Below are 24,774 nucleotides of genomic sequence, written 5' to 3' on the forward strand. Positions count from 1 at the left end.
CTACTCGTAGTCGTCGACTGTCGGGGCGTCCAGTTCGCCGGGGAACTCGTCGAACGGCGCGGTCACCTGGTCGCCGCTCTCCATGTGCTTGACCGTCACCTCGCCGTTCGCGAGGTCCTGCTCGCCCACGATGACGACCGTCTCCGCGTCGATGCCGTCCGCGTAGTTCATCTGCGCGCCGAAGCTCCGACCGGTCACGTCGGTGTCCACGACGTTGCCGCGGTCCCGGAGGTCACCCGCGACGCGCGCGGCCTCGGCCTCGGTGTCCCCGACCTGAAGGACGTAGTAGTCGGCGGTGAACTCGCCCTCCGGGAGCACGCCCGCGTTCTCGAGGAGCAGCCCCAGGGTGGCGTGGCCGGGCGCGACCCCGACCGCGGGCGTCGGCTGGCCGCCGAAGCTCTCGATGAGGCCGTCGTAGCGCCCGCCGCCGAACACCGACCGGCCGACCTCGCCCGTCGCGTCGAAGCACTCGAAGACGACGCCGGTGTAGTAGTCGAGCCCTCTGGCCGTGGTCAGCGAGACGTCGCAGTACTCGCGGACGCCCAGGTTCTCGGCCGCCTGGAGGACGTTCCGGAGGTTCGCGACGGCGTCGTCGACGCGCTCCGTGCCCGCGAACTCGACGAGCGCGTCCAGGTCGTCGCCCGCGAGCAGGTCGTCGAAGCGCTCGGCCTGCTCCCGGGTGAGGCCGGCGGCTTCGAGGCCGTCGACGTACTCCGCGAACTCGACCTTCTCGCGCTTGTCGACCGTCCGGATGGCTTCCTCGGTGTCGACGTCCGCGTCGAACGCCTCGAGGAGACCGCCGAGGATGTCCCGGTGGCTCACGCGGAACTCGAAGTCCTCGCTCGTCAGCCCGAGGTCGGTGAGGCCGTCCGCGACTACCGCCAGCACCTCGGCGTCTGCGCGCGGGTCGCTCGACCCGAAGATGTCGACGTTCGTCTGGTAGAACTCCCGGAACCGGCCCTGCTGGGGCTCCTCGTAGCGCCAGAACGGCCGCGTCGAGAACCACTTGATGGGCTTCTGGAGCTCCTGCTGTTTTGCCACGACCATCCGCGCCACCGTCGGCGTCAGTTCGGGCGTCAGCGCCACGTCGCGGCCGCCCTGGTCCGTGAAGGTGTAGAGCTCCTCGACGATGCCCTCGCCGGACTTGTCGACGTACATCTGCTGGCCCTCCAGGGCGGGCGTCCCGATCTCCCGGAAGCCGTACTGCCGCGCGGCGCCCTCCAGGGCGTCTATCGCCACGCGACGCGGCCCCATCTCGTCGGGGTAGAAGTCACGGAATCCCTTCAGTCGGTCGTACATAGGACGTGGTTCTCGCGTCTCGCGCTTGAATGCTTTCGTTCCGTGTTTCTCTGTGGCGTACTAGCTTTGAGTTGAGGCTGCTCTACAAAATATAGGCATAATCAGGCGTCTATTACTCTGAAACAACCCAACTCGCACTGCTATTTATCTAGCTACTTTCACGCCAGAGATTATAGAGACCGTTCGAAAACAACCAAGTAGTGCCCTCAGGTAATGGACAAGTAAACTATGCAGAATGGATTCTCCTGTTATTATAATAAGACGGTTGGCGAAAGGGACGAGAAGGTAACCGCAGTCCTCCGTATTGATGAAGGAGAGAGCGGAATTGAGATGGGGATATCACGCAAAGAGGCCACGAAGTGGGGGAGTTCGTTTGAAGTGCAGGAGGAGAGTGAACTAAAACTACAGGCATTATCTGTAGACCAAGTGTTGGGGGTTACTGGGCTACTTGAAGATTGGCTCAAATCCGAGTCACGTCCAACAACTGATGTGCAACTTACTGACGTTGGAGGCGTTCACATCCGCAAAGATTTAGATTCGTATGGCTCTCATTCTCAAACGGAGACTGAGTTCAACGACTTTACTGTCGCTGTAAGTGGACGAGACATCAAATTTTCCTACTGGTATGACACTGCTGAAGAGTGGCGAGAGATAGCTGTACCCTCTTGCGAAAACGCGAAAAGGGGAGTCTCACAGGATTACAGGAATGTACAGAATGTCTATGACACGATATACGATTTCTTCACGGTCGAATATTCGGGCCAAGTGAGTTACTTCCAGGAGGAGGAACCTGTGTCAGGGGAGAAAACGGCAGTTCATCAAATTGAGCAGATTTTTAACCAGTTTGGGGAAATCAGTATCCCGCTTCAAGAACGAAGAAGCGATAGAAAGCCTCTGACGATGGACGATGAGGCAGATGTTCAGTATCTTCTACATGGGCTTCTAAAACTCCATTTTGATGACGTTCGACGGGAGCCACATACTGAACGACACAGCTCAGTATCGCCTCGGATAGACTTCTTGATACAAAACGAGACGATAGGGGTGGAAGTAAAACGAGCCTCGCCAACCCGGCAGGAGCATTCACTTCGTAGTGAGTTGGCAGAGGACAAAGAACAGTATCGCCTTGACACGAATATTGATACCCTCCTCGTCTTTGTATTTGACCCCGAAAAACAGATTGGGAATAAGGCCGAGTTCGAAGACTCGTTTGAGCAAGAGACATCTCAGATGGAGACTCGGGTCACTGTTACGAGATGAGTTTCTTTCGGTAGTTCTGGCGGACTCGATGGCAACGGAACAGAACTTGAGGCTCTACTCGGGAACTTAGACGGCAATCAGACCAACACCGACGACAGCCAGTACCGCAGCACCCAGCCGACGTCTGAGCCCGGGCTCACCCAGCAACAAGCAACCCAGCAAGACGGCGACGATGGCCTGGGCGTTGACGAGCGTGGAAACGATGCTCGCGGGCGCGCTGGCGAACGCGAGCGCGGTGACGTGCTCGCCGACGGCGACGCCAGCGCCCGCGAGGACGAACTGGGGGAGGTAGGGGCGAATCCCGGTCGCTGGCCATCGGCGGAGGGCGAGCGGGAGGACGGCGACGGCGATACCGGCGAGGAATGTCGGCACCCAGAGGCGAGTCGGGAACGCGAAGTCGCCGAGGACGAGGCGACGGCCGATGTCGCTGGCGGCGTACAGCATCGCGGAGAGGAGGGCTAGCTGGGCGGGGCGGGCGGTGGCGGCCTTCCGGAGTGGCGTGAGGAGGTCGCCGCCCTCGTAGTTCGCGAGGTAGACCGCGGACGTGGCGACGGCGATGCCAAGGACGGCAGTCGGTTCGAGCGTCGCATCCAGTCCGAGGACCTCTATCGGGACGACGAACACCGGTACGATCTTCGCGATCGGTGCGACGTAGGAGACGTCGCCGACCCCGAGCGCGTAGACGGAGATGATGAACGCCGCGCCGCCGAGCACGACAGTCGCAGCGAACACGCCAACTGCGGTGGCGCCCAGCGACGGGAACGCCGGGAACCCGTCGGGACTCGTGGCGGCGACGGTCGGCAGGTACCACGCGATGGCCGAGACGTTCACGAACAGTGTGAGGACGGCGGCGTGGACGCCGGCGAAGTAACGCTTCAGAGCGAACAGCCAGACGCCCCAGACGCCAGCGGCGGCGAGCGCGTACAGTAGCCCCGACTCCATCACGCGAACGGAGCGGGTTCCCGGAGAAGAGTGGTTCGATTACTCCCGGAGGCCGTGGACGTACGTCTGGTCGTGGTCCGGGAACACGTCGCGGATGGCCTCCTCGCCGTGCTCCTCGGCGAGGAGCGCACGGAGTTCGGCCTCGTAGTCGGCGCGCGGAATCTCCTCGCTCGGGCCGACTTCGACGTCGAGTTCGGCGTCCACGAGGCGGTCGACCGCCCGGCGGCCGAACCCGGAGAGCGGGGAGAGGTAGTCGACGTCGTGGCGGTCCTCGAGGCTCTGTGCCTGGGCGCGCGAGACGGTCGGGACACGGTCGTCGCGGCGGGTGCCGTCAGCGATGGCGTCGAACCCCTCGCCGGCGACAGCCTCCAGGGCGTGCTCGTGGACGTGTTGGATGCCGTTTCGGGGGTAGCCGTCCTCGCGCATCAGTTCGACGGCCTCCCTTGCGACGTCCTGGTCGAGTTCGATCTCGGTGAACTCGAAGCCCGCCGCGTCCGCGGCGTCGCGGGCGTGTTCCCACTCGTCGGTCACGCCGAAGTGCGCGGTGACGAGCGTGATGTCGTAGAACCGTTCGAGCACGAGTGCCGCCAGCGTGGAGTCCTTCCCGCCGCTGTAGAGCAGGCCCAGCTCCATGCTAGCGGCGGTTGATGTTGAAGCTCTTGGAGTCGGGCTTGAGTTCGCGGAGCAGTTCCTTCATCTGCTCCTCGTCGATGCGGTCCTGTAGTCGGCCGGACTGGGCGAGCGCGAGGACCTGCTGTTCGACCTTCTCGGCGAACTGCGGCTTGCTCATCCGGATGGTGTTGAGCCGCTTGCGCGCGCCGTCGGTGAGGTGCTGCTTGAGCAGCGCCTGTTTCTGCTGTTCGGCCTGCTGCTGGGCCTGCTGCTGTGCCTCTCCCTGGGCGCCCCCGCCTCCCTGCTGTTGCTGCTTGAGTTTCTCCATCTTCTGTTCACGGAGTTCGTCGAGCCGCTCGTCGTCTGGGTTCCCACTCATGTTAGTCGGACCTTTGCTTCGTATCCCGTTAATTGTTGCGCACCCGGTCGGTGGTCGCGTGGCTCGGCGGCGGAGAAATCGGAGAAATTGCGTCGAACGCTACTTCAGGCGTAGCGCTCGAGTTCGGGACGGTCCAGGTTCTCGATGACCGTGTTCGCGGTGTCGTCGAGGAGGCTGCGGCCCTCCGCGGTGACGACGCGGCCGCGGTCGTGCTGCTGTTCGACGAGCTCCGCGTCCTCGAGCTGCTGGAGGATGGTGCGGATGATGTTCCGGGAGCCGGCGGCGCTCTCGGAGGGCGAGACGACGTAGCGGTTCGACCCGTCGCGGGTGTCGCCGTACGCCGTCGAGAGGCGCTTGACGCCGATGGGGCCTTCCATCGCGACCTTGCGCAGGAGGCTGGCGGCGCGGGTCGCCCAGAAGTCCTCCTGTTCGGGCGGGAGTTCTCGGCCGGAGCCAGTCTTCGCGAACTGTGCCCAGTCGGGCTCGTCGAGTTCGTCCTCGAGCTCCTCGGCGAGCTCGGCGAGGAGCTCGTCCGCAGGGGCGTCGTAGAGGGTTGCCATTGGGCCGAATTCACGGTGGATTCGTTTAAAGCCATCGTTAGGCGCGTGGACGAACGCAGTGAGTCCACGGCATGAGCGAGCGGAGCCAGCCGCGAGCCGCGTGGACAAACGCAGTGAGTCCACGGCATGAGCGAGCGGAGCCAGCCGCGAGCCGCGTGGACAAACGCAGTGAGTCCGCAGACTGAGCGAACGGGGAGTGGAACGACCCGTGAGCCGCGTGGCCGACCGGCGGGAGACCACTCCAGCATCCACGGCGTTTTAGTCGCGGGCGGTGAAGGGCCGGTATGGACGAACGGGCGGCGCTGGACCTCGTCGGTGGCCTCGTCGCGAGCGCCGGGGACGACGCCGCGTTCGTGGACGGGACGGTGCTCACCGTCGACATGCTCCACGAGACGACGGACTTCCCCGAGGGGACTACCCGCTACACCGCAGGCTGGCGGTCGGTCGGCGCGTCGCTGTCGGACGTGGCAGCGATGGGCGCACGGGTCACCGCAGCAGTGGCCGCCTACGCCGCGCCCGACTTCGACGACGAGGAACTGGGCGCGTTCGTCGAGGGCGCGTCGGCGGTCTGCGAGGACGCGGACGCGGCGTACGTCGGCGGCGACCTCGACAGCCACCAGGAGTTCACGGTGGCGACGGCGGCGGTCGGCGAGACGGACCGCCGCATCGGGCGCGACGGCGCGAAACCCGGCGATAGCGTGGTCGTGACGGGAACGCTCGGGCGGAGCGCGGCCGCACTGCGGCTGTTCGAGTCGGGGGAGACCGGACGCGCGAACGAGCTGTTCCGGTTCTCGCCGCGGGTCGCGGCGGGAGTGGCCCTCGGCGAGTACGCGACGGCGATGATGGACTCCAGCGACGGCCTCGCGCGCTCGCTCCACCAGCTATCGGAGGCCAGCGACTGCGGGTTCGCGGTGGACGCCGCGGAGATTCCCGTCGCACCGGAACTCGACGCACTCGTAGACCAGCCCCTGGAGGCCGCCACCACGTTCGGGGAGGATTTCGAACTCGTGGCGACGCTTCCGCCAGAAGCAGTGGACGACGCGCGCGAAGCGACACCGGTTCCACTGTCGGTCGTCGGCGAGGTCGTCGAGGACGGCGTGACGCTGGACGGGGAGCCGCTGGCGGACCGCGGCTGGACCCACTAACCCACGATCTGAATGGGGATGGGCATGAAGCAGAGCGCCCCGAGGACGAACGTCAGCACGCCCAGCGCGGAGCGGCGGCGGTCGAGGGGCTGGTCGTCGATCGGGTCGACGCTCCCCATGAACGTGACGAGCATGGAGAGGAACCCCCATAGCACCCAGATGCCGGCGGCGTTGCCGGCCTCGCCGACGAGCCAGAGGTAGCCCGCGAGCGCGAACAGGGTCGTGGGGACGAGCGGCGCGATGCGGTCGGCGGTGTCGCCGACGAGCGACCGGAGGATGTGGCCGCCGTCGAGCTGGCCGACCGGGATGAGGTTGAGGAACGTGACGAACATCCCGATCCAGCCGCCCATCACCACGGGGTTGATAGAGCGACTCGGGTCGCTGTAGGAGAGCGGCTCGCCGACGACCGTCGCGATGGCGCGCAGCAGCGGCGGGTAGGCGAACTGGATCTCCACGGCGGACGTGGAGTTGACTATCTCCGGCGGGACGTGCACCGGCGGGAGGAGGAGTCCGACGACAGTGACGACGACGGCGGCGACGAGTCCGGCGAGCGGGCCCGCAGCGCCGATGTCGAAGAGAGCGTCGCGGTCGGGCATCTGTCCGCGCATCCTGATGACCGCGCCCATCGTGCCGAACAGCGACGGGAACGGGATGAAGTACGGGAGGCTGGCGTCCACGTCGTGGTAGCGGCTCATCGCGTAGTGGCCGAGTTCGTGGGTGCCCAGCACGCCGATTACCGCGAGCATGAACGGGAGCGCGCGGAGAATCGCCGGGGAGAACGGGTCGACGTAGTACCACTGCGCGCCCACGAACAGCGTCGAGAGCACGGTGGCGACGAACAGCGCGACGTTCTTCCACGGGAAGTCACCCGTGTTCGTCTCGTGTGGCTCCGCGACGAGCACGAGTTCGCCGGTTCGGCGGGCGAGTTCGACCTCGTAGCCCCGCTCGCGGAACAGCGGCCAGACCGTCCGGATGACCGTCTGTCGGTCGGTCGTGGCGTCGCCGAAGTAGAGCACGCGGCCGTCCTGCTGGCTCACCTCGTAGACGTCGAAGACGGAGTCGAATCTCGCCGGCGCGGGCGCGTCGTCGGGCGGCTGGGCCGACATCACGCCGTAGTTACGCCCACAGTGGTTTAAACGCCTTGTCACCGGCACCGGCCAATCGCCGGACGTGGGACGGGAGCCGGAGCGGAGCGTCGGAAGGGGGAATCCGACGGGAACGGGCGTCGAGAAAGGGAACGGGAGCGCGAGCGGGGACAGTAGTCGGGGAACGCCGGCTTACGCGGGCTGGACGCGCCACGTGGTGGCGCTGGTGTACGACCACTTCTCGATGTCCAGGTCGGTCGCGGACTGCGAGAGCTTCACCATCAGCGCGCCGATCTCCTTGGGGGAGAGGTCGACGTCGTCGGCGATGAACTTGCTCTTGAAGTAGAGCTCACCGTCTTCGGCCTTCTCGCGGAGGTAGGACTTGAGGCGGGTCTCCTTGTCCTGCGGTTCGGGGGTCGTGGAGGACTGCTGGGTTGCGCTCATCTTCATCCCACCCTACTGCCCAGGAGAGGTTATAAAGGGGTGAACGTTAGCGGCTGTTCGCACGTTTTCAGCAGTAAACGGAATCAGTTGGACGTTTCACGACATTTTCAAACTCCCTTAGACGTTTTATAGGACCCCCTTACCGTTTCTTTCTCGTGGATTTTTGTAGCATCAAACGTCAGACAGTTGCGCCGGATTTCGACCATCGGACGCCTCAGTTCGGGTCGTGAACCCAGAACTCCTCCTCGACGGTCACCTCCTTCTTGAATATCGGCACCTCCTCCTTGAGGCGGTCGATGCCGTCCTCGACGGCCTGGAACGCCTCCCCGCGGTGGCCGGCGAGCACCGCGACGAAGACGATGTCCTCGCCCGCCTCGACGCGGCCGACGCGGTGGTGGAGTCGTACCCCCAGCACGCCGTCGCGGACCTCGAGTTCCTCGCGAATGGTCGCCGTGCGCTCGGCGGCCACCTCGTCGTACTTCTCGAAGGTGAGCGACTCCGTCCACTCGTCCTCGTCGTCCTCGAGTGCGCGCACCTGGCCGGTGAACGTGGCGATGGCGCCCGCGTAGTCCGCTTCCGGGCTGCGTTTGAGTTCCGCGACGAGCGAGGATAGCGTCTCGAACGGCTCCGCGTCCTCGACGGCCGCGACGGCCGCGTCGAGGTCCGGGTCCGCTGCGATCGTCGAGAGCACGGGGTCCTCCACGCCGGCGTCACCGACCGCAATCTGGGGGACGCGGGCGTCCGGGAAGTTCACGAGGAGCGCGTAGTCGTGGTCGCGGGCCAGTTCGTCGAGTACGTCGTCGACGGAGCGCTCGCCGCCGACGCCGGTCCAGCCGTCGCCGACGACGTAGGCGGTCCAGTCGGGCGCGTCGGTGTCGCCCTCCCGGACGACGGCGACGCGGCCCCGGTCGGCGAGCCGGTCCGCGAGTTCGTCCGCGACCGGGTCGGCGCCGGGCCCGGCGATGCCGAGCAGTTGCATACGTCGAGGTGCGTGTCCGCGGGGCTTGTAGGTGTCGCCGCGACGCTGCGAGCAAAGGTGTTCCGCAGCCGAACGAACCCGAGTTGACAACCCTTAAGGCCGCTTCGGAGGTATCACGCTGTAGTATGCGAGTCGTGGTTTCTATCGGCGGGAGCGTGCTCGCGCCCGACCTCTCACACGAGCGGGTCGAGGAGCACGCCGCCGCCATCGAACAACTGGCCGACGCCGGCTGCGAGGTCGGAGCCGTCGTCGGCGGTGGGGGTGTCGCGCGGGAGTACATCGGGACGGCCAGGGAGCTAGGGGCCAACGAGATCGAACTCGACGACATCGGCATCGACGTGACGCGTATCAACGCACGCCTGCTCATCGCGGCGCTCGGCGGGCGGGCCGCCCCCAGCCCCGCAGAGAACTACGAGGAGGCCGGAGAAGCGATGCGCCGCGACGACGTCGCCGTGATGGGTGGCGTCGTCGCCGGGCAGACCACCGACGCCGTGAGCGCGGCGCTCGCGGAGTACACGGACGCCGACCTCCTCCTCTACGCGACCAGCGTGCCGGGCGTGTTCAGCGCGGACCCCAACGAGGACGACGACGCCAAGCACTTCGAGCAGATGACCGCCGGCGAACTCGTCGACATCATCGCGGACATCGAGATGAACGCGGGTTCCTCCGCGCCGGTCGACCTGCTCGCCGCGAAACTCATCGAGCGCTCGGGCGTGCGCACCATCGTCCTCGACGGCACCGACCCCCAGCGCATCGTGGACGCGGTGCTGTACGGCGACCACGAGGGGACGGACATCATCCCGGACGGCGCCGACGACCAGATGACGTACTGGGCGAGCGAGTAGATGCAGTCCGAGGACGACCCCTACGCGCTCGCCGACGACCGCGACTTCTGGGCGGACGACGTCGCCGACCGCATCCTCGAACGCGACCCCGAGGAGCCAATCGTGATCAAGGGCGGCATCTCGCCGTCGGGTGTTCCCCACCTCGGCAACATGAACGAGATCGTCCGCGGCTACTTCGTCGCGGAGGCGCTCCGGGATCGCGGCTACGACGTCAGGCAGGTGTTCACGAGCGACGACCGGGACCCGCTCCGGAAGCTCCCGCGGAAACTCGCCGACCTCGACGGCAACATCGTCGACCTCGGTGACGTGAACGCGGGCGCGCTCGGGAAGAACCTCGGCGCGCCGTACACCGCGATTCCGGACCCGTTCGGCTGCTGTGACTCCTACGGCGACCACTTCTCGAACCTCATCGAGGAGTCCGCCGCGCTGCTCGGCATCGAGGTGGAGATGGTGTCGAACACCGCGCTGTACGAGGACGGCGACCTCGAGAACGTGACGGGGTTCCTCCTCGAGAACCGCGACACCGCCCGCGACGTTCTCGGCGAGTACCAGGACAAGGTCGACGAGGACTACGTGCCGTTCCGCCCCATCTGCGAGAACTGCGGGCACGTCACGGAGACAGACGCCGTGACCGCCATCGACCTCGACGCCGGCACCGTCGACTACGAGTGCGCGGACATCGAGGCCGGCGACCAGACCATCGAGGGCTGTGGACACGAGGGCACCGCGAGCCTGCGCGACGGGAAGCTTCCGTGGCGCTTCGAGTGGCCCGCCCAGTGGCGGGTCCTCGGCGTGGACTTCGAGCCGTTCGGCAAGGACCACGCGGAGGGCTCCTGGCCCTCGGGCGTCGACATCGCGCGCAACGTCCTCGGCGACGAACCGCCGGTGCCGATGGTGTACGAGTGGTTCACGCTCGACGGCGAGGCGTTCTCCTCGTCGTCGGGCCACGTGGTGCTCGTCCAGGACGTCCTCCGGATGCTCGAACCCGAGGTCGTGCGCTACTTCTTCAGCAAGGACCCGAAGAAGGCGCGGGACTTCTCCGTCGAGCGCCTCGACCAGCTCGTCGACGAGTTCGACCGCCTGGAGGCCGTCTACTTCGAGGACGCCGAAGCGGACGAGGACGAGCGCGAGCACGCCGAGCGCGTCTACCCGCTGGTCGCCGGCGAGGAGCGCCCCGAGCGCGTCCGCATCCCGTTCACGTTCGCGGCCGTCCTCGGGATGACCGACGACCCAGACATCCGCGAGACCATCGCCCGGAAGGAGGGCCACATCCCCGAGGACGCCTCGGAGGACGTCGTCGAGGACGCGCTCTCCCGCGTCGAACTCGCCCGGGAGTGGGCCCGCCGCACGGACAACGAGTTCAACTACGACCTGAAGCGGACCGAACTCCCGGACGCCGAGTTCGACAGCGTCACCGAGACGGCGCTCGACGAACTCGCCGACTTCATCGAACGCGAGGACCCCGACAGCGAGGCGCTGCAGGGCGAGATATACGAGTCCGCGAAGCGCCACGACGTCGACATCGGCGAGTTCTTCTCGGCGGGCTACCGGCTGTTCTTCGACGAGGACCAGGGGCCACAGCTCGGTCCGTTCCTCGCGAAACTCGACCGCGAGTTCGTCCTCGAGCGCCTGCGCCGGGAGCGGTAGGCGGGCCGACCGGACGCCGGCCGGGCGAATCCCACCCCGAACGTCTTTTGTCGCCACGCCACTGACGTTCTCATCAATGGACATCTGGACGGTACTGCTCGTCGCACTCGTCGTCTACTGGGCGGGCGTGGCGTGGGCCCGCAGTTCTGGGCTGCTGCCGTCGTGGGTCTCCGCGACGGGGCCGGTGCTGACGCTGCACACGAAGCGCGGGAAGCGGTTCCTCGACTGGGCAGCGACGCCGAAGCGGGCGTGGCGCGCGTGGGGGAACTTCGGGCTCGGCATCACCGCCGTCGTGCTCGTGAGCGTGCTGTTCGTCCTCCTGCTGTCGGCCGTTTCGACGCTCGCGAACCCGCCGGAGCCCTCCGCCGTGAACGAGCCACAGAACACGCTCATCATCCCGGGCTTCAACGAGTTCCTCCCCGCGTCTGTCGCGCCCGAAATCGTGCTCGGTCTCTTCGTCGGGATGGTCGTCCACGAGTTCGGCCACGGCCTGATGTCCCGCGTCGAGGACATCGAGGTCGAGTCGATGGGCGCCGTGCTGCTCGCCATCCTCCCCATCGGCGCGTTCGTCGAACCCAACCAGGAGAGCCAGAAGGAGAAGTCCCGCGGTGCGCAAGCGCGCATGTTCGCGGCGGGTGTGACGAACAACTTCCTCGTCGTCGTGCTCGCGTTCGGCCTCCTGTTCGGCCCCGTCGCGGGAGCCATCGCCGTCGCCGACGGCGGCCTCGTTGGCGCGGTGTACGACGACTCCGCGGCGGCCGAAGCGGGCATCTCGGGCGGCGACCGCATCGTCTCCGTGGGCGGCGAAGCGGTCGAGAACAACACCGAGTTCCAGCGTGCGCTCGGCGAGACCGGGGACCGCTCGGTGTCGGTGACGCTCGCGAACGGCGACCAGGTCGACGTCGACCGGCGGCTGCTGGTCGTCGGGAACTCCTCGGAGTCGCCGCTGGCCGCCATCGAGCGGGGCGACACGATAACCGAGGTCAACGGCACCGCGGTCCACACCGAGGCCGGACTGCGTGATGCCATCGAGAACAACACCGTCGCGACGTTCACGACCGAGGGCGGGAAGTCGGTGACCGGGCCGGCGGGCGCGTTCGTGACCGTCGCGCCGAACAGCCCCGCGGCCGCCAGCGGACTCCCCGCCGAGGCGACCGCGGTCATCGTCTCCGTCGACGGCGAACGAGTGACGGGCCGTGAGGACCTCCAGACCGTGCTGGACGCCCGCGCACCGGGCGAGACGGTCAGCGTGGTCGCGTACTTCGACGGCGAGCGCCAGACCTACGAGGTCGAACTCGGGACCCAGCCCGACGGCTCGAGCTACTTCGGCGTCGGCATCGCGCCGGGCGTCAGCGGCCTCACCGTCTCCGGGTTCGGCGCGAACCTCTACCCCGCCGAGCAGTTCCTCACGATGGTCTCCGGCGACGCCACCGGGTCGGCGTACCTCTCGGCGGTGTTCGGCTCCGGCGGCGGCCCCGTCCTGGGCTTCATTCAGGCCATCGTCGGCGGGCTCTACCTCCCGCTCATCGGCCTGCTCGACCCCTCCATCGGCTTCAACTTCCCGGGTTTCACGGGCGTGAACACGAGCTTCTACGTCGTCGAGGGGGTGCTCGGCGCGCTCCCCGCCGGCGTCGTCTTCGTGTTCGCGAACGTCCTGCTGTGGACCGCGTGGATCAACCTCAACCTCGGCTTCTTCAACTGCATCCCGGCGTTCCCGCTGGACGGCGGCCACCTCCTGCGGACCGGCGCCGAGGCGGTCACTTCGCGGCTCCCGGTCGACAACCAGCAAGCGTTCATACGCGCCATCACGACGAGCATCGGGCTGCTGATGCTCGCGAGCCTGGTGTTGATGCTGTTCGGACCGGAGCTGCTGAACTAGCGGTAGTCGCTTGTGCGGTTTTTCTTCGACCGTGGACGAGTCGTTCGGTAGGCGTGTGAATCCAGCGAGCGCCCGTTGGCAGTGAATCCGCAACCAACGTGCGAGCAACCACTTTCGGGGCAGCACCGTACGGTGCGTATGGACCATTCCGACTCCTACCGGCGTGAGGTCACCGCGAAGGTCGAATCGGGCTGGCGGGTCGAGGAGGAGACCCGTGAGCGAGTCACGCTCGTGCAGCGTGACTTCGGGAACCCGGGCATCCACCTCATCATCGCCATCTTCACCATCTGGTGGGCGATGGGCGTCCCGAACCTGCTGTACGCCGCGTACCGGTACTTCGGGAGCAACCAGCGCACCATCGTCTGGAAGGACCGGGGTGAGACCGACGCGGACGAGCAGGCAACGACTGTGGAATGATGCAGTATCGACGGCGCTAGAACCGGCGTTCCAGACGGAGAGACCGGCGATGCACAGGCGGCGTCAGTTCCTGGTACTGCATCTACGCCCTCAGGCGAGCGGCTGTGTCACTGTACGCTCTGAACACCGAACCGTTCTGACACCTGCCGGGAGCTATTCTGAGAGGCCCATCCGCTCGGCGAACTCCTCGGGGGTGTCCTCGACCCGCTCGAACTCCTCGAAGTAGTAGTCGTGGTGGCGGATGAGCTGTTCGACGATCCAGGCGGAGAACGCCTCGTCGAAGCGCCACCCCTCGCCCGGTTCCGGGTTCGTTATCTCGAAGCGTTCGTCGGTGCCGAGCACCGCGAACACGTGGTAGAAGCCGAGGATGACGTCGATGAAGTCGTCGCCCGTGTCGCCCACCTCGTCGCGCTTGTCCGCGAGTTCCGCCCGGCCCTCGTCGGTTATCTCGAAGTACTTCCGGTCGGGTTCGTCCTCGCGCTCGATCCGTTCGGCGTACCCCTCCTCCTCGAACTTGTAGAGGATGGGGTAGACGGAGCCGTAGGAGGGCTCCCAGTGACCGCCGCTGAGTGACTCGATCTCCTTGAGAATCTCGTAGCCGTAGCGGGGCTGTTCGTCGAGCAGTTCCAGGACGAGATAGGAGACGAGTCCCTTCGGTGGCCCGCTCTTTCGCATCTGCCCCCACGTTCCGCGGGTCGGCGGGAAAGGGTTTCGGTCGCGGTGACCCGCTCAGGAGGGGGACAACGGTGGGTTCACCCGACGAAACCGGCGCTCTCAGAGGGCGGGGCGGTGGCCCGAACGTGTCACTTCGGTAATTTCTCGTGGTCCTCGGTAGGAAAACCCTTCTACGCGGATTCCGAACCCCCGAACATGGTAGACGCCCCGCAGACCGAGGAGGGCTGGTTCGCGCTCCACGACTTCCGCACCGTCGACTGGGACGCGTGGCGGGACGCCCCGGAGCGCGACCGCGAGGCCGCACTCGAAGAAGCCGAATCGTTCCTGGAAGACCGCGAAGCACTCGCGCAAGCGGAGGATGGGGACTCCGCCGTCTTCTCCATCACCGGCCACAAGGCCGACCTCCTGTTCGTCCACTTCCGGGAGAGCCTGGACGAACTCGACCGCATCGAGCGCTCCTTCGAGCAGACGGCGTTCGCCGGCTACACCGAGCAGCCCCACTCCTACGTCTCTGTCACCGAAATTTCGGGCTACACCTCCCCTGAGTACTTCGAGGACCCGAAGAGCGTCGACGCGGGCCTGCGGCGCTACATGGAGGGGAAGCTCACGCCCGACATCCCCGAGGACACCTACGTCTCGTTCTACCCGATGAGCAAGCGCCGCCAGCCCGAGCAGAACTGGTACGACCTCTCGATGGAGGAGCGCGCCGACCTGATGGCGGGCCACGGCGAGGTCGGCAAGCAGTACGCCGGGAAGATCAGCCAGGTCATCGCGTCCTCCGTCGGCCTCGACGACTGGGAGTGGGGCGTCACGCTGTTCGCCGACGACCTCACCGACGTCAAGGACATCGTCTACGAGATGCGCTTCGACGAGGCGTCCTCGAAGTACGGCGAGTTCGGCGAGTTCTACGTCGGCCGCCGCTTCCCGCCCGCCGACCTCCCGGCGTACATGGCCGGCAAGCCGCTTCCGACCGGGGACGAGGACCAACAGAACGAACTGAAGGAGGCCCACCACCACGGCGACACCGGCCACCACCACGGTGAGGGCGGCGAGGACGAGGCCGAGGACCAGGACCTCCGCGGCGAACTCGAGGACCTGAACATCTACGCCGGCAAACCCCACGGCGAGGACGTTCACGCCACCGTCCTCTACTCCGAGGCGGACGTCGACGACCTCTTCGAGGAGGTCGAGGGGCTCCGCGGGAACTTCGACCACTACGACACGCACGTCAAGACCGCGGTGTACGAGGGCCGGGCGACCGACCGCTCCGCGGTCGTCTCCATCTGGGACACGGCGAGCGCCGCGGACACCGCCGCCGGCTTCCTCTCTGAGCTCCCCGACGTCGTCTCGCGAGCGGGCGAGGAGTCCGGCTTCGGGACGATGGGGATGTTCTACGAGACCAAACCCGAGCACACCGACGACTTCGTCGAGAAGTTCGACACCGTCGCCGACGTGCTCGCGGACATGGACGGCCACTTCGAGACCGACCTGATGGTCAACGTCGAGGACGAGAACGACATGTTCATCGCCAGCCAGTGGGCCTCGAAAGAGGACGCCATGGCGTTCTTCCGCTCGGACGCCTTCTCGGACACCGTCGACTGGGGCCGCGACGTGCTCGCCGGCCGGCCGCGCCACGTCTTCCTCGCGTAACTTTTTGCGTCGGGGGTTCGCTGCGCGAATCCCACTCGCAAAAATTTACATAAAAAGCCGCTCGCTATGCCCCTGACTCTCAGTCCGCGGAGCCGACGATACCAGCGTCTCGCAGGTCGTCGCCGTCGACGCTCGTCCGGTAGTCCTCCTCGGCCATCCCGTCGAAACGGTCGACACCGAAGTTGTCGGCGTAGAGGTCCGCGACGCGCTGGCGCTCCTCGTCGCTGACGGCGGGCGTCTCGGGTGCAGCCGCCCACTCGTCGATGTCGTCCTTCGAGCGGAACGTCGGCGTGACGGACGCGACCTCGTCGAAGCTGAGCAGCCACTGGATGGCGGCCTGGCCCAGCGTTCGGGCTCCGTCTCGTTCGAGGAAGCGCAGTTTCTCGATCTTCTCCCAGCCCGTCTCGTACCACTCGTCCGGGCGGAAGCCGCGGTGGTCGCCCTCGCCGAGCTCCGTCTCGGGCGTCACCTGCTCGTTCAGGAGCCCCGAGGAGTGTGGGACGCGGGGGATGAGCGACGTGGCGGCGCCCGTCTCGCGCACCGTCTCCACGAAGTGGTTGTGGACGTCCTGCTCGAGGAGGTTGCCGACGTACTGGACGCCGTCGAAGGCTTCCTCGATGGCGAAGTCGCCCTCCGCGAGCCAGCCGATGGACGGGCCGAGCGCGACGCCGATTGCCTCCGCGCGGCCGTCCTCGCGGAGTTCGTCGAGGAGTTCCAGCACGTCCGGCGTGAGCTCCGAAACGTCCGGATTGTGGAGCTGGAGGTAGTCCACGCTGTCGACGCCGAGTCGGTCGAGACTCCCCTCGACGGCGTCCCGGAGGTACTCGGCGTCCATCTCCTTCGGGAGTTCGCCGTGGCCCGCCTGCGGGTTGTTGTAGAAGTCGTAGCCAACCTTCGTCGCGACTGTCATCTCGTCGCCGCGCTCGGCGAGCACCTCACCCAGCAGTTCCTCGCTGCGGCCGTGCCCGTAGACGTCGCCCGTGTCGAAGTACGTGATACCCGCGTCGAGCGCGTACTCCACCATCTCGAGCGCGTCGTCCTCGTCGCGGTCACCCCACCAGTCGGTGCCGACGACCCACGCGCCGAAGCCGACCTCGCTGACCTCGACCCCGGAGTCCCCGAGTTCGCGGTGTTGCATGCGCGGAGGTTGGAGGGTCCGTCACTTAGCGAGTGCGGTTCCGGCGTCACGAGTTGTACCAAGTTTCTCTGCCAGATTCATCTATACCACCCCGAAAGCCCCGGCCAGGTACGGTCGCGCGCCTCGCTGTGCTCCTCGCTCCCGCTGGTCGCTGCGGTGCTTGCTTCGGCGTGCTTCCCGTACCTGGCCGCCCCTTTCAGTCCCACCGACTGACTGACCAACCGGCAGGCTGGGACTGAAAGGGGCGAGGCTGTGGACAAAGACGGACGACGCAAGCACCGCAGGGAGCGACGCGACCGAGGCGCGCAGCGAGTCCATCGAGTCCACAGCCTCGGGGCTTTCTACGCGGTAGAGAGAGTCCCACCAGCTGACTCCGAATACACGCAGTCACAACAGTAAAGCGGGGGTTCCCGTCGGTACGGAAACCACTATCTGTGACCACGGCCCACTACGACGCATGACCAAGCGACGCGTCTCGCTCCCCGACGGCGCGGAGGCCACGCTCCGCGGGTTCATCGCGGAGGTGGACGACCGGCTCGCGGCGGCGAGCGACCCGGACGCGCTCTCAGAGGCCGTCACCGAGATCCTCGTGGACCTCCACGGCGACCGGGACGCCTACGAGGCGTGGCGGAACGACGAGAGCGTCTCGCCCGTCGAGGCGGCGCGGCTGTCGAACTACGACCCGCGGAACGCCACGCTCGAATCGGAGTACTACGCCGAGAAGGACGAGGAGGCGTTCGCCCGCTCGAAGCCACTGCAGTGGCTCTGGCGGCAGTTCGACAACTCGCCGCTGGCTGACAACGTGGAGTTCGCCCACCGGTTCCGCCGGACGGTCGCCGACCACCTGTTCGCGGACGTCGGCGAGGACGTCCGCCTGTTCCGGGGCATCTCGATGACGTACGGCCACAACATCGAACTCGGTGACAACGTCGTGGTCCACGACGACGTCCACCTCGACGACCGCGGCGAACTCGTCGTCGGCGACCGCGCGAGCGTCAGCGACGGCGTCCACGTCTACACCCACGACCACGACATCGTCGACCAGACCGCGGTGGACAACTTCCGGACGATCATCGGCGACGACGCCCGCGTCACGCAGGGCGCGATGGTCAGGGCTGGCGTCCGCATCGGGACCAACGCCATCGTCGGCGCGCGCTCCGTCGTTCAGGCCGACGTCCCGGACCACCACGTCGCGGTGGGGATGCCCGCGAAGAGCGTCAAGGTGAAGCCGGGCTGGGAGTCGGACGCCGACCCGCTCGAGGACGCCAACGAGAACCGGCGAGAGGAGCGCCGCCTCCCCGTCGACCTGTCGGCTGAGGTCGACACGTACGACGAGTTCCAGCGCGACCTCCAGCCACCGGACGCGTGAGAACGTCCGCATCGCCGACGGTTGCTTCCCCCGACGACAGCGGCGATTCCGTCGCTCCCGGCGGGCCAAGGCTGAATAGGCTCGGCGTGTTAGCTAGACACATGGAATGGGGGCTGTTCGTGCTCGCGATCGTCTTCGTCGCGGTGCTCCAGTTCGCGGTGTGGCGGCGCCTCCAGAGCGGCGACGTCGGCGCGACGGACTCCCCGATGCCGCGGGAGAGTGCCCACTTCACCGACCACCCGGCCCACGAGGAGTCGGAGCCGGACGTGGCGCTCTGCCCGGAGTGTGGCGCCGAGAACGACCCCGACTACAAGTTCTGCCGCGACTGTGTCAGCGTGCTCCGGGCGTGACGCGGGCCGTCGCCATCAACGTCGCAGCCAACACCAACCAGCCGGGGTTCCGCGGGCCGCTCCGGTCGGACGGCTCGTTCGTCTACGTGCCCATCCCGGAGTCCGAGCCCACGACGGAACCGGTGCCGACGTACGCCGACCTCGACCTCCCCCTCGACGTCCCGACAGACGTCCTGGAGACGCCGGTCCACCTCGACCCCACGTTCGCGGAGTATACCTGTTGTGACCGCTACACGTACGGCGACCCCCACGGCGTGAAGGCCCGACCGCTCTCCGCGCTGTCGGCGGGCGACCGGGTCTACTTCTACGCGACCCTCGACGCCCCGGGCGACCCGGCCGACTGGATGGCCGCAGAGTGGGGAACGTACCTCATCGGGGAGTTCACGCTCGCTCGCGACCCAGTGGACGGCGACGCGTTCGCCGACCTCTCCCACGCTGAGCGCGAGGCCTACGCGGGGAACGCGCACCTGAAACGCGACCCGTTCGATGCCGCGGTGCTGCTCGTCGGCGACGACGGTTCCAGGCTGTACGACCGGGCGGTCCCGCTGAGCGGCGCGCGCGGCGTCGACGCCAACCACGTCGTGACGGAGTGGTCGGCCGACTCCGGGAAGGGGCCGTGGTGGCGCCGACCGCTGCGCTACGACGAGGACGGCGCCCGGAATCTTCGGGAGTGGGTCGGGCGGGAAGACTACCCCCGCGTGCGCTGACGCTTACGTGGCTCGCGACCGTAGGACGGTGTATGCTGGAACTCTACCAGTCCGAAGGCTGCCCGCACTCCCAGAAGGCTCGCGAGACGCTCTCGGAACTCGGCGTCTCCTACGTCGCGCACAACCCCCGTCTGCCCGGCGACGAGGGCGGCGACGTGACGAACGAGCAGACCCACCACCAGCTCACGGCCATCGGCGGCGAGGACACCATCCCGTTCCTCGTGGACACCGACCGCCAGGAAACGGTGTACGACTCCGAGGAGATCGTCGACTACATCGAAGAACATTACGCGTAGTCACGGACGACGGCGTCCACTCACCGCAACACTGCCGTCACACCACCGTCCGCGCGCTCGTAGGCGCCGTCGTCCGTCACCCGAAAGGCATCGATTCTGACGACGAGTCGGCCGCCGTCGAGCGTCGCCCGCAGCAGCGGCCCCCGACTCGTCACGACCACGTACGGCGGGGCGGCGACGGGGTCGGCCTGCAGACGCCCGCCGGCCGCGTCAACGGCGCCCGCGAGCAGGTCCGGGAGTCGTTCGAGCACCCCGTTCGTCGCGAGACACGCCTGCAGTCGGTCGGCGGCGGCGCTCGCGTCCGTCGTCCGGGGACCGTCCCAGGAGTCCGTCACGGCGTCCGCGCACGTCTCGACGGCCGCAACCACCTGTGCGTGTTCGGACGCGACGTGGTCGCGGGCCGCACCGGGGTCGAGCGTCGTCACGCTCCGAGTTGGTCGGTCGGCGACAATGAGCGTTCGGGACGGTCTGCGCGCGTCACTCGGTGTCCTCGTACACCGATTCGACCGCGTCCACGACCGGTTCGACCGGCTCCCCGCGGTCGAGTGAGAGGAACAGCCCCTCGTCGCCGAAGTAGACGCGGACGACGGTGAACACGTCGAACCCCGTCGCGAGGTAGCGGACCCGCTCGGACAGCGGGAAGATGTCCTCCTTGTAGAACTCCTTCTCGGTGAAGTCGAGGTGGACGTAGGAGTGGATCTCCTCGAAGTGCGTCTGCATCTCGTCCTCGTCCTCGTAGAACTGGAGCGTGAGGTCGTCGACGTACAGCGCGTTGAACTCGTCGGCGTCGAACTCGACGAGCGATCGCAGCGACCCCTCGACCGCCTCCTCGATTGCCGCCTGCATGGCCGCCACGTCGAGCGACACGACACGTGGGTCGTTCGAGACTGGCATCGTTCCCCGGTGTCGACTACAGCCGCTTAGGTGTGAGTGTTAGTAAAAAAACATGAGTTGCGGGGTAGAGAACACTCAGTTGTGAGAACGTCTGCCGGCGGGGAGTAGCCCGAGCTGGATAGCTGACAATCCGCCAACTTGATTCGGGGGCCTCGAAGGAGAATGCGCCGGCCGGGAGGTCACCGAGCGAAGCGAGGTGACCATCGGCCGGCAAACGACCGAAGGGAGTGCGCCGGCCGGAAGTTGAACCCGGGCCACCAGAAGATTCGCCGTGCTCGTCTTCCGAGGTCGCAAAACTTCGCTTCGCTCAGTTTTGCTCCTATGAACTTGGGAACCTCGAAGGGAGTGCGCCGGCCGGGAATCTCGTGAGCGAAGCGAACGAGACATCGGGCGGCGGAGTCTCTGTCGCAAACGAACGTGAGCGACGAGAATGCGCCGGCCGGGAGTTGAACCCGGGCTATGAGCTTGGGAAGCTCATGTCCTACCACTAGACCACCGGCGCTCACTGCGTTCGCGCCGAGCATCGGCGAACTCCGTTCGCCTCAACACCGACGCGGGTGCCTCGCGCCCGCGGATAGCGGGGCGCAAGGGAGCTTCGGACGTTACTAGCCGCCCGCCGCCACTTGAACGTAGCGTTTCCCGAAGTGGACGAACGTTCACGAATCGGGGGCGGTGAGTGGGTTTTAGTCGGTGCCGGGAGAATCGCGGGGTATGGCCGGTCCAGACACCATCGAGCCTCTCGACCTGCGGTTCTCCGAGACGGAACTCGCCGAGCGCCGCGACCGCATCCAGTCGTTCATCCGGGAGACCGTCGACGCCGCGGACGCCGACCGCTGCGTGCTCGGACTCTCCGGGGGTATCGACTCGACGACTGTCGCGCACCTCGCCGTGGCGGAGCTGGGGTCTGACGCGCTCCACGGGCTCGTGATGCCCGGGGAGGTGTCCAGCGAGGCGAACATGAGCGACGCCGAGCGGGTCGCCGAGCTGCTGGACATCGAGTACGACGTCGTCGAGATCGACCCGTTCGTCGACCTACTGACTGAGCTCTACCCCGACGCAGAGGGCGACCAGCTCGCGGTCGGGAACGCCCGCGCACGCACCCGCGGCGTGCTCAACTACCTCGTCGCGAACCACGAGTCCGGCGTCGTGCTCGGAACCGGAAACCGGACGGAGGCACTCGCGGGCTACTTCACCAAGTACGGCGACGGTGCCGTCGACTGCCACCCAATCGGCAACCTCTACAAGATGCAGGTTCGCCAGCTCGCCCGGGAGCTGGACGTCCCCGAGGACCTCGTGACGAAGACGCCGACGGCGGAGCTGTGGGCCGACCAGACCGACGAGGAGGAACTCGGCGTCGACTACGACACCATCGACGCGGTGCTCGCGGTTCACGTCGACGGCGGCGTCCCGGCGAGCGCGACGGCCGGCCACCTCGGCGTCCCGGACAGCGTCGTCGAGAACGTGCGGGGGCTCTACGAGCGCAGCGAGCACAAACGCGCGATGCCGCCGTCCCCCTGAGTCAGAACGGGTCCCGAGAGAGCAGTTCGCCGAACGCCTCGGCCTCCAGACGGTCGGTCTCCTCGCGGTCCGCGTCGACAGCGAGCAGCGCGTTCAACTCCTGGAGCGCGGCCGCGTCGTTCGCCGCCACCTCGTCGGCCACGTCTCTCGGCTCGGAGACGACACGGGAGACGAGACCCATCTCGCGGGCCGCCTCGGCGTCGACTGCCCGTCCGGACAGCGAGAGGTCTGCGGCGTGGGTCGCACCAACCGCTCGCTCGAGTCGTCGCGTCCCACCCCAGGCGCCGAACAGTCCGAGCGTGACGCCGGTCTCCGCGAACGTCGCGTCGGGCGTGCAGACGCGGAGGTCGCAGGCGAGCGCGAGTTCCACGCCGCCGCCACGGGCCGCGCCGTCGACGCCCGACGACGACCACGCTGTCGGCGTCCGCGATGGCGTTCATCGTGCGCTGGCCGCGCCGGGCGAACGCCTCGCCGCGCTCGCGGTCGAGGCCCCTGACCGTGTCGAGGTCCGCGCCGGCACAGAACGCCGCGCCCGCCCCGTGGACGTAGACGACCGGCTGGTCGGCGCCGCGGACTGCGGCCCGCAGGTCGTCCAGGCCGGCGGGCGTGAGCGCGTTCCGCCGGTCGGGGCGGTTGAGGGTCACCACCCTGACGCGGTCGTCGTCTGTGACTGCGAGCATACCGGACCGTCGCGGTGCTTTCCAAAGGTCTTTGCCGTTCCCGCCGCTACCCTCCCGCGATGGAGGAGGCCGAGCAGGCACGGGCCGCCGCCCTCGAAGCCGTCGCGGACATCGAACCCGACGGGCTCCGGGCGGTCATCGACGACCACGTCGCGTCGTCCTCGATGTTACCGGGCGTGTTGACGATTCTGAGTGCGCGCGTAGTCGACGGCAGCGCCGACGAGCACGCGGTCTCGCGGCGGGCCGCCGGCGTGCAGCTCATCTACGAGGGGCTCCGGGTCACCAGAGACCTCGTCGCCACCGAGCCGTGGGCGGACACCGACGAGTCCGACCCGGACGACGACCTCGACGTACTCGCCGCTGACGTCCTGGTCGCCCGGGGGTTCCGCATCCTCGCGCGCACGGAAGCGGCCAGCCACGCGGTCCAGACCGTCCGGGAGTTCGGGCGCGAGCAGACTGACGCCCAGGAAGGGCGGACCTCGACCGCCCAGACCCTGGAAGCCAACGTCTTCGAACTCGCGGCCATCGCTGGCGCCACGGCTGCGGGCGGCGAGACGCCGGTGCCACTGCGCCAGTACGTCGTCGGTCTCGCGGCCAACCACGGCGCCCCGCCGCTCGCCGACGCGACGGACGCGCTCCCGGAGGGCGTCGAAGAGGTGATGACCCGCGTCGGCGGCCCGACGGCGGACGACAGGGTCAGCCCCACCTCGGTCGGGGACCGCTGAATCGAAACGAATAAAGAAGACGCCGTCCCTTGATACTGATGCGTGCCTGGGTAGCTTAGCGGTAAAGCGCGTCCTTGGTAAGGACGAGACCCCGGATTCAAATTCCGGCCTAGGCTCTCCACGTTCTCTCCGGTTTCTCGGCCCGTTCTACGCTTCGATAGCGACAGGTCTCGGCGACCCGTCAGTTGAGCTGATACTCAGAAAACGGGTTGCGGCCCGGAACCGGCCGCCTCGCTGCCTGGAGCGAGCGAAAGTGGGAGTGGGGAGTGCCGGACGCGTGGGGGGAGGTGGGGAGTAAGACGCGCGTCCAGTCGGCTGATTCTCGCCGGGTTACATAAGTGTACGTCAGACGCATGCGGCGACCGGAAACGACTACGGGGCCTGGGGTCGTGGTCGCCCCATGGACGGACTCGGCGTTCCACTGGCGACACCGTTCGACGACACGGGTGACGTGGACCACGACGCGCTGGCGGACCTCGTCGCGTGGGTGACCGACCGCGGTGTCGACTTCCTCGTGCCCTGCGGGTCGAACAGCGAGGCAGAACTGCTCACCGCAACCGAACGGGCGGCCGTCGTGGAGACGGTCGTCGATGCCGCACCGACGGACACTCCGGTGCTCGCGGGGACCGGGAGCCCGGGGCTGCGGGAGACCCTCGAGGCGACGGAGCGGGCGGCCGAGGCGGGCGCCGACGGTGTGCTCGTCGTCACGCCGTTCTACTACAAGCACGACGAGACCGACGTAGCGGCGTACTACCGGGAGGTCGCGGACGCCGCCTCCCTCCCGGTCTACCTCTACAGCGTTCCGAAGTACACTGGTCACGCGCTAGTACCCGAGACCGTGGCGTCGCTGGCCTCGCACCCGAACGTCGCCGGTATGAAGGATTCGTCCGGTAACCTGGGCGCGTTCCAGCGCATCCGGGCGGCCACCGCCGACGAGGCCTTCGACCTGTTCGTGGGGAGCGGGAGCCTGTTCGCGCCGGGGCTCGACGCGGGTGCGGACGGCGGCGTCCTCGCGCTCGCGAACGTCGCGCCGGAACGCGCTGCGGAAGTCGCCGAGCACCACGCCGCCGGCGACGACGACGCGGCGCGAGCCGTGAACCGGTCGGTGGTGGAACTCGACCACGCGGTGACCGCGAAGTACGGCGTTCCCGGGCTGAAAGCGGCGATGCGCTACCGCGGCGCGCCGGCGGGCACCGTGCGCTCGCCGCACCGACCGGTCGACGACGACGCCATCACTGTCCTCGAGACCCTCGTCGACGACGCGCTGTAGCGTGCGGTA

The 24,774-nt window shown here is 67.3% G+C and carries 26 protein-coding genes, 2 tRNA genes and 1 pseudogene; 15 read left to right on the forward strand and 14 right to left on the reverse strand.

Annotation, left to right across the window (positions count from 1 at the left end; translation table 11 throughout):
- A complete protein-coding gene (locus tag HALDL1_14945; GenBank protein AHG04740.1) occupies positions 1-1,299 on the reverse strand; it encodes a histidyl-tRNA synthetase in 1,299 nt (432 codons plus the stop codon).
- A gap of 765 nt (positions 1,300-2,064) precedes the next feature.
- On the opposite strand from HALDL1_14945, the gene HALDL1_14950 reads away from it, so the two are divergent.
- Positions 2,065-2,559: a hypothetical protein gene (locus HALDL1_14950; GenBank protein AHG05399.1), complete on the forward strand. Its 495-nt coding sequence runs from the start codon at positions 2,065-2,067 to the stop codon at positions 2,557-2,559.
- A gap of 66 nt (positions 2,560-2,625) precedes the next feature.
- On the opposite strand, the gene HALDL1_14955 is transcribed toward HALDL1_14950, so the two are convergent.
- The 4 genes from HALDL1_14955 to HALDL1_14970 all read right to left on the reverse strand — a co-directional run bounded on the left by HALDL1_14955 (position 2,626) and on the right by HALDL1_14970 (position 5,052).
- Positions 2,626-3,501 (reverse strand): hypothetical protein, encoded by an 876-nt coding sequence (locus HALDL1_14955; protein ID AHG04741.1) that lies wholly within the window; start codon positions 3,499-3,501, stop codon positions 2,626-2,628.
- Between the two features lie 39 nt (positions 3,502-3,540).
- Positions 3,541-4,134 carry a tRNA(5-methylaminomethyl-2-thiouridylate) methyltransferase gene (locus HALDL1_14960; GenBank protein AHG04742.1) on the reverse strand — a complete coding sequence of 198 codons (594 nt, stop codon included), beginning with the start codon at positions 4,132-4,134 and terminating at the stop codon, positions 3,541-3,543.
- Position 4,135: 1 nt separating this feature from the next.
- Entirely contained in the window at positions 4,136-4,492 is a 357-nt protein-coding gene (locus tag HALDL1_14965; protein AHG04743.1) for a DNA-binding protein, read from the reverse strand.
- A 104-nt stretch (positions 4,493-4,596) separates the two neighbouring features.
- The gene (locus HALDL1_14970) at positions 4,597-5,052 is read right to left on the reverse strand and encodes a 30S ribosomal protein S19 (GenBank protein AHG04744.1); all 456 of its coding nucleotides are present in this window, start codon (positions 5,050-5,052) and stop codon (positions 4,597-4,599) included.
- 284 nt (positions 5,053-5,336) lie between these two features.
- Between HALDL1_14970 and HALDL1_14975 the strand changes: the two genes are divergently transcribed.
- Entirely contained in the window at positions 5,337-6,197 is an 861-nt protein-coding gene (locus HALDL1_14975; GenBank protein AHG04745.1) for a thiamine-monophosphate kinase, read from the forward strand.
- Here the strand turns inward: HALDL1_14975 and HALDL1_14980 are convergent.
- The 3 genes from HALDL1_14980 to HALDL1_14990 form a co-directional block, all read right to left on the reverse strand.
- On the reverse strand, positions 6,194-7,303 hold the full coding sequence (locus tag HALDL1_14980; protein AHG04746.1) for a membrane protein: 1,110 nt from the start codon (positions 7,301-7,303) through the stop codon (positions 6,194-6,196). The genes HALDL1_14975 and HALDL1_14980 overlap by 4 nt on opposite strands.
- A 171-nt stretch (positions 7,304-7,474) precedes the next feature.
- On the reverse strand, positions 7,475-7,726 hold the full coding sequence (locus tag HALDL1_14985; GenBank protein AHG04747.1) for a hypothetical protein: 252 nt from the start codon (positions 7,724-7,726) through the stop codon (positions 7,475-7,477).
- A 214-nt stretch (positions 7,727-7,940) separates the two neighbouring features.
- Complete coding sequence (locus HALDL1_14990) at positions 7,941-8,705, reverse strand: molybdopterin-guanine dinucleotide biosynthesis protein MoaE (GenBank protein ID AHG04748.1); 765 nt, start codon at positions 8,703-8,705, stop codon at positions 7,941-7,943.
- Between the two features lie 125 nt (positions 8,706-8,830).
- Between HALDL1_14990 and HALDL1_14995 the strand changes: the two genes are divergently transcribed.
- The 4 genes from HALDL1_14995 (at position 8,831) to HALDL1_15010 (ending at position 13,493) form a co-directional block, all read left to right on the forward strand.
- Complete coding sequence (locus HALDL1_14995; GenBank protein AHG04749.1) at positions 8,831-9,550, forward strand: uridylate kinase; 720 nt, start codon at positions 8,831-8,833, stop codon at positions 9,548-9,550.
- The gene (locus tag HALDL1_15000; GenBank protein AHG04750.1) at positions 9,551-11,197 is read left to right on the forward strand and encodes a lysyl-tRNA synthetase; all 1,647 of its coding nucleotides are present in this window, start codon (positions 9,551-9,553) and stop codon (positions 11,195-11,197) included.
- 76 nt (positions 11,198-11,273) lie between these two features.
- Positions 11,274-13,076: a metalloprotease gene (locus tag HALDL1_15005; protein ID AHG04751.1), complete on the forward strand. Its 1,803-nt coding sequence runs from the start codon at positions 11,274-11,276 to the stop codon at positions 13,074-13,076.
- A gap of 138 nt (positions 13,077-13,214) precedes the next feature.
- Positions 13,215-13,493, forward strand: a complete 279-nt coding sequence (locus tag HALDL1_15010) for a hypothetical protein (GenBank protein ID AHG04752.1) — start codon at positions 13,215-13,217, stop codon at positions 13,491-13,493.
- Between the two features lie 153 nt (positions 13,494-13,646).
- On the opposite strand, the gene HALDL1_15015 is transcribed toward HALDL1_15010, so the two are convergent.
- Positions 13,647-14,168, reverse strand: a complete 522-nt coding sequence (locus HALDL1_15015) for a PadR family transcriptional regulator (GenBank protein ID AHG04753.1) — start codon at positions 14,166-14,168, stop codon at positions 13,647-13,649.
- Between the two features lie 195 nt (positions 14,169-14,363).
- Here HALDL1_15015 and HALDL1_15020 point away from each other — a divergent pair, with 195 nt between their 5' ends.
- Positions 14,364-15,818, forward strand: coding sequence for a hypothetical protein (locus HALDL1_15020; protein AHG04754.1), 1,455 nt, complete (start codon positions 14,364-14,366; stop codon positions 15,816-15,818).
- Positions 15,819-15,897: 79 nt separating this feature from the next.
- On the opposite strand, the gene HALDL1_15025 is transcribed toward HALDL1_15020, so the two are convergent.
- Entirely contained in the window at positions 15,898-16,956 is a 1,059-nt protein-coding gene (locus HALDL1_15025; protein ID AHG04755.1) for a general stress protein, read from the reverse strand.
- A gap of 457 nt (positions 16,957-17,413) precedes the next feature.
- On the opposite strand from HALDL1_15025, the gene HALDL1_15030 reads away from it, so the two are divergent.
- The 4 genes from HALDL1_15030 to HALDL1_15045 all read left to right on the forward strand — a co-directional run bounded on the left by HALDL1_15030 (position 17,414) and on the right by HALDL1_15045 (position 19,678).
- Positions 17,414-18,325 (forward strand): acetyltransferase, encoded by a 912-nt coding sequence (locus tag HALDL1_15030; protein AHG04756.1) that lies wholly within the window; start codon positions 17,414-17,416, stop codon positions 18,323-18,325.
- A 101-nt stretch (positions 18,326-18,426) separates the two neighbouring features.
- Positions 18,427-18,675 (forward strand): hypothetical protein, encoded by a 249-nt coding sequence (locus HALDL1_15035; GenBank protein AHG04757.1) that lies wholly within the window; start codon positions 18,427-18,429, stop codon positions 18,673-18,675.
- A complete protein-coding gene (locus HALDL1_15040; GenBank protein AHG04758.1) occupies positions 18,672-19,382 on the forward strand; it encodes a hypothetical protein in 711 nt (236 codons plus the stop codon). Before HALDL1_15035 ends, HALDL1_15040 begins: the two co-directional genes overlap by 4 nt.
- Positions 19,383-19,414: 32 nt before the next feature.
- The gene (locus tag HALDL1_15045; GenBank protein AHG04759.1) at positions 19,415-19,678 is read left to right on the forward strand and encodes a glutaredoxin; all 264 of its coding nucleotides are present in this window, start codon (positions 19,415-19,417) and stop codon (positions 19,676-19,678) included.
- 20 nt (positions 19,679-19,698) lie between these two features.
- Here the strand turns inward: HALDL1_15045 and HALDL1_15050 are convergent, their stop codons facing one another.
- From HALDL1_15050 to HALDL1_15060, 3 genes are all read right to left on the reverse strand, one after another.
- On the reverse strand, positions 19,699-20,103 hold the full coding sequence (locus HALDL1_15050; protein ID AHG04760.1) for a hypothetical protein: 405 nt from the start codon (positions 20,101-20,103) through the stop codon (positions 19,699-19,701).
- Between the two features lie 52 nt (positions 20,104-20,155).
- A complete protein-coding gene (locus HALDL1_15055; protein AHG05400.1) occupies positions 20,156-20,572 on the reverse strand; it encodes a hypothetical protein in 417 nt (138 codons plus the stop codon).
- Positions 20,573-21,003: 431 nt separating this feature from the next.
- Positions 21,004-21,074: transfer RNA gene (locus HALDL1_15060), tRNA-Gly, on the reverse strand.
- Between the two features lie 209 nt (positions 21,075-21,283).
- Here HALDL1_15060 and HALDL1_15065 point away from each other — a divergent pair.
- Positions 21,284-22,090, forward strand: a complete 807-nt coding sequence (locus HALDL1_15065) for an NAD synthetase (protein AHG04761.1) — start codon at positions 21,284-21,286, stop codon at positions 22,088-22,090.
- A gap of 1 nt (position 22,091) precedes the next feature.
- Here HALDL1_15065 and HALDL1_15070 read toward each other — a convergent pair.
- Positions 22,092-22,770: pseudogene (locus tag HALDL1_15070) on the reverse strand (enoyl-CoA hydratase).
- A gap of 59 nt (positions 22,771-22,829) precedes the next feature.
- Between HALDL1_15070 and HALDL1_15075 the strand changes: the two are divergent.
- The 3 genes from HALDL1_15075 (at position 22,830) to HALDL1_15085 (ending at position 24,765) form a co-directional block, all read left to right on the forward strand.
- Positions 22,830-23,495 (forward strand): hypothetical protein, encoded by a 666-nt coding sequence (locus HALDL1_15075; protein ID AHG04762.1) that lies wholly within the window; start codon positions 22,830-22,832, stop codon positions 23,493-23,495.
- A gap of 44 nt (positions 23,496-23,539) precedes the next feature.
- Positions 23,540-23,611: transfer RNA gene (locus HALDL1_15080), tRNA-Thr, on the forward strand.
- 284 nt (positions 23,612-23,895) lie between these two features.
- Entirely contained in the window at positions 23,896-24,765 is an 870-nt protein-coding gene (locus tag HALDL1_15085; GenBank protein AHG04763.1) for a dihydrodipicolinate synthase, read from the forward strand.
- The last annotated feature ends 9 nt before the right edge of the window (positions 24,766-24,774 follow it).

Source organism: Halobacterium sp. DL1, from assembly GCA_000230955.3.
In the GTDB taxonomy this organism is placed as follows: Archaea; Halobacteriota; Halobacteria; order Halobacteriales; family Halobacteriaceae; genus Halobacterium.

Coding starts and splice junctions, on each gene's coding strand:
- HALDL1_14985 (AHG04747.1), bottom strand. CDS start 7,726: ATGAGCGCAACCCAGCAGTCCTCCACGACCCCCGAACCGCAGGACAAG.
- HALDL1_15000 (AHG04750.1), top strand. CDS start 9,551: ATGCAGTCCGAGGACGACCCCTACGCGCTCGCCGACGACCGCGACTTC.
- HALDL1_15035 (AHG04757.1), top strand. CDS start 18,427: ATGGAATGGGGGCTGTTCGTGCTCGCGATCGTCTTCGTCGCGGTGCTC.
- HALDL1_15055 (AHG05400.1), bottom strand. CDS start 20,572: ATGCCAGTCTCGAACGACCCACGTGTCGTGTCGCTCGACGTGGCGGCC.
- HALDL1_15025 (AHG04755.1), bottom strand. CDS start 16,956: ATGCAACACCGCGAACTCGGGGACTCCGGGGTCGAGGTCAGCGAGGTC.
- HALDL1_15045 (AHG04759.1), top strand. CDS start 19,415: ATGCTGGAACTCTACCAGTCCGAAGGCTGCCCGCACTCCCAGAAGGCT.
- HALDL1_14975 (AHG04745.1), top strand. CDS start 5,337: ATGGACGAACGGGCGGCGCTGGACCTCGTCGGTGGCCTCGTCGCGAGC.
- HALDL1_15020 (AHG04754.1), top strand. CDS start 14,364: ATGGTAGACGCCCCGCAGACCGAGGAGGGCTGGTTCGCGCTCCACGAC.
- HALDL1_14960 (AHG04742.1), bottom strand. CDS start 4,134: ATGGAGCTGGGCCTGCTCTACAGCGGCGGGAAGGACTCCACGCTGGCG.
- HALDL1_15015 (AHG04753.1), bottom strand. CDS start 14,168: ATGCGAAAGAGCGGGCCACCGAAGGGACTCGTCTCCTATCTCGTCCTG.
- HALDL1_14980 (AHG04746.1), bottom strand. CDS start 7,303: ATGTCGGCCCAGCCGCCCGACGACGCGCCCGCGCCGGCGAGATTCGAC.
- HALDL1_15075 (AHG04762.1), top strand. CDS start 22,830: ATGGAGGAGGCCGAGCAGGCACGGGCCGCCGCCCTCGAAGCCGTCGCG.
- HALDL1_14945 (AHG04740.1), bottom strand. CDS start 1,299: ATGTACGACCGACTGAAGGGATTCCGTGACTTCTACCCCGACGAGATG.
- HALDL1_14990 (AHG04748.1), bottom strand. CDS start 8,705: ATGCAACTGCTCGGCATCGCCGGGCCCGGCGCCGACCCGGTCGCGGAC.
- HALDL1_14970 (AHG04744.1), bottom strand. CDS start 5,052: ATGGCAACCCTCTACGACGCCCCTGCGGACGAGCTCCTCGCCGAGCTC.
- HALDL1_15030 (AHG04756.1), top strand. CDS start 17,414: ATGACCAAGCGACGCGTCTCGCTCCCCGACGGCGCGGAGGCCACGCTC.
- HALDL1_15085 (AHG04763.1), top strand. CDS start 23,896: ATGGACGGACTCGGCGTTCCACTGGCGACACCGTTCGACGACACGGGT.
- HALDL1_15010 (AHG04752.1), top strand. CDS start 13,215: ATGGACCATTCCGACTCCTACCGGCGTGAGGTCACCGCGAAGGTCGAA.
- HALDL1_14955 (AHG04741.1), bottom strand. CDS start 3,501: ATGGAGTCGGGGCTACTGTACGCGCTCGCCGCCGCTGGCGTCTGGGGC.
- HALDL1_15065 (AHG04761.1), top strand. CDS start 21,284: ATGGCCGGTCCAGACACCATCGAGCCTCTCGACCTGCGGTTCTCCGAG.
- HALDL1_15005 (AHG04751.1), top strand. CDS start 11,274: ATGGACATCTGGACGGTACTGCTCGTCGCACTCGTCGTCTACTGGGCG.
- HALDL1_14965 (AHG04743.1), bottom strand. CDS start 4,492: ATGAGTGGGAACCCAGACGACGAGCGGCTCGACGAACTCCGTGAACAG.
- HALDL1_14995 (AHG04749.1), top strand. CDS start 8,831: ATGCGAGTCGTGGTTTCTATCGGCGGGAGCGTGCTCGCGCCCGACCTC.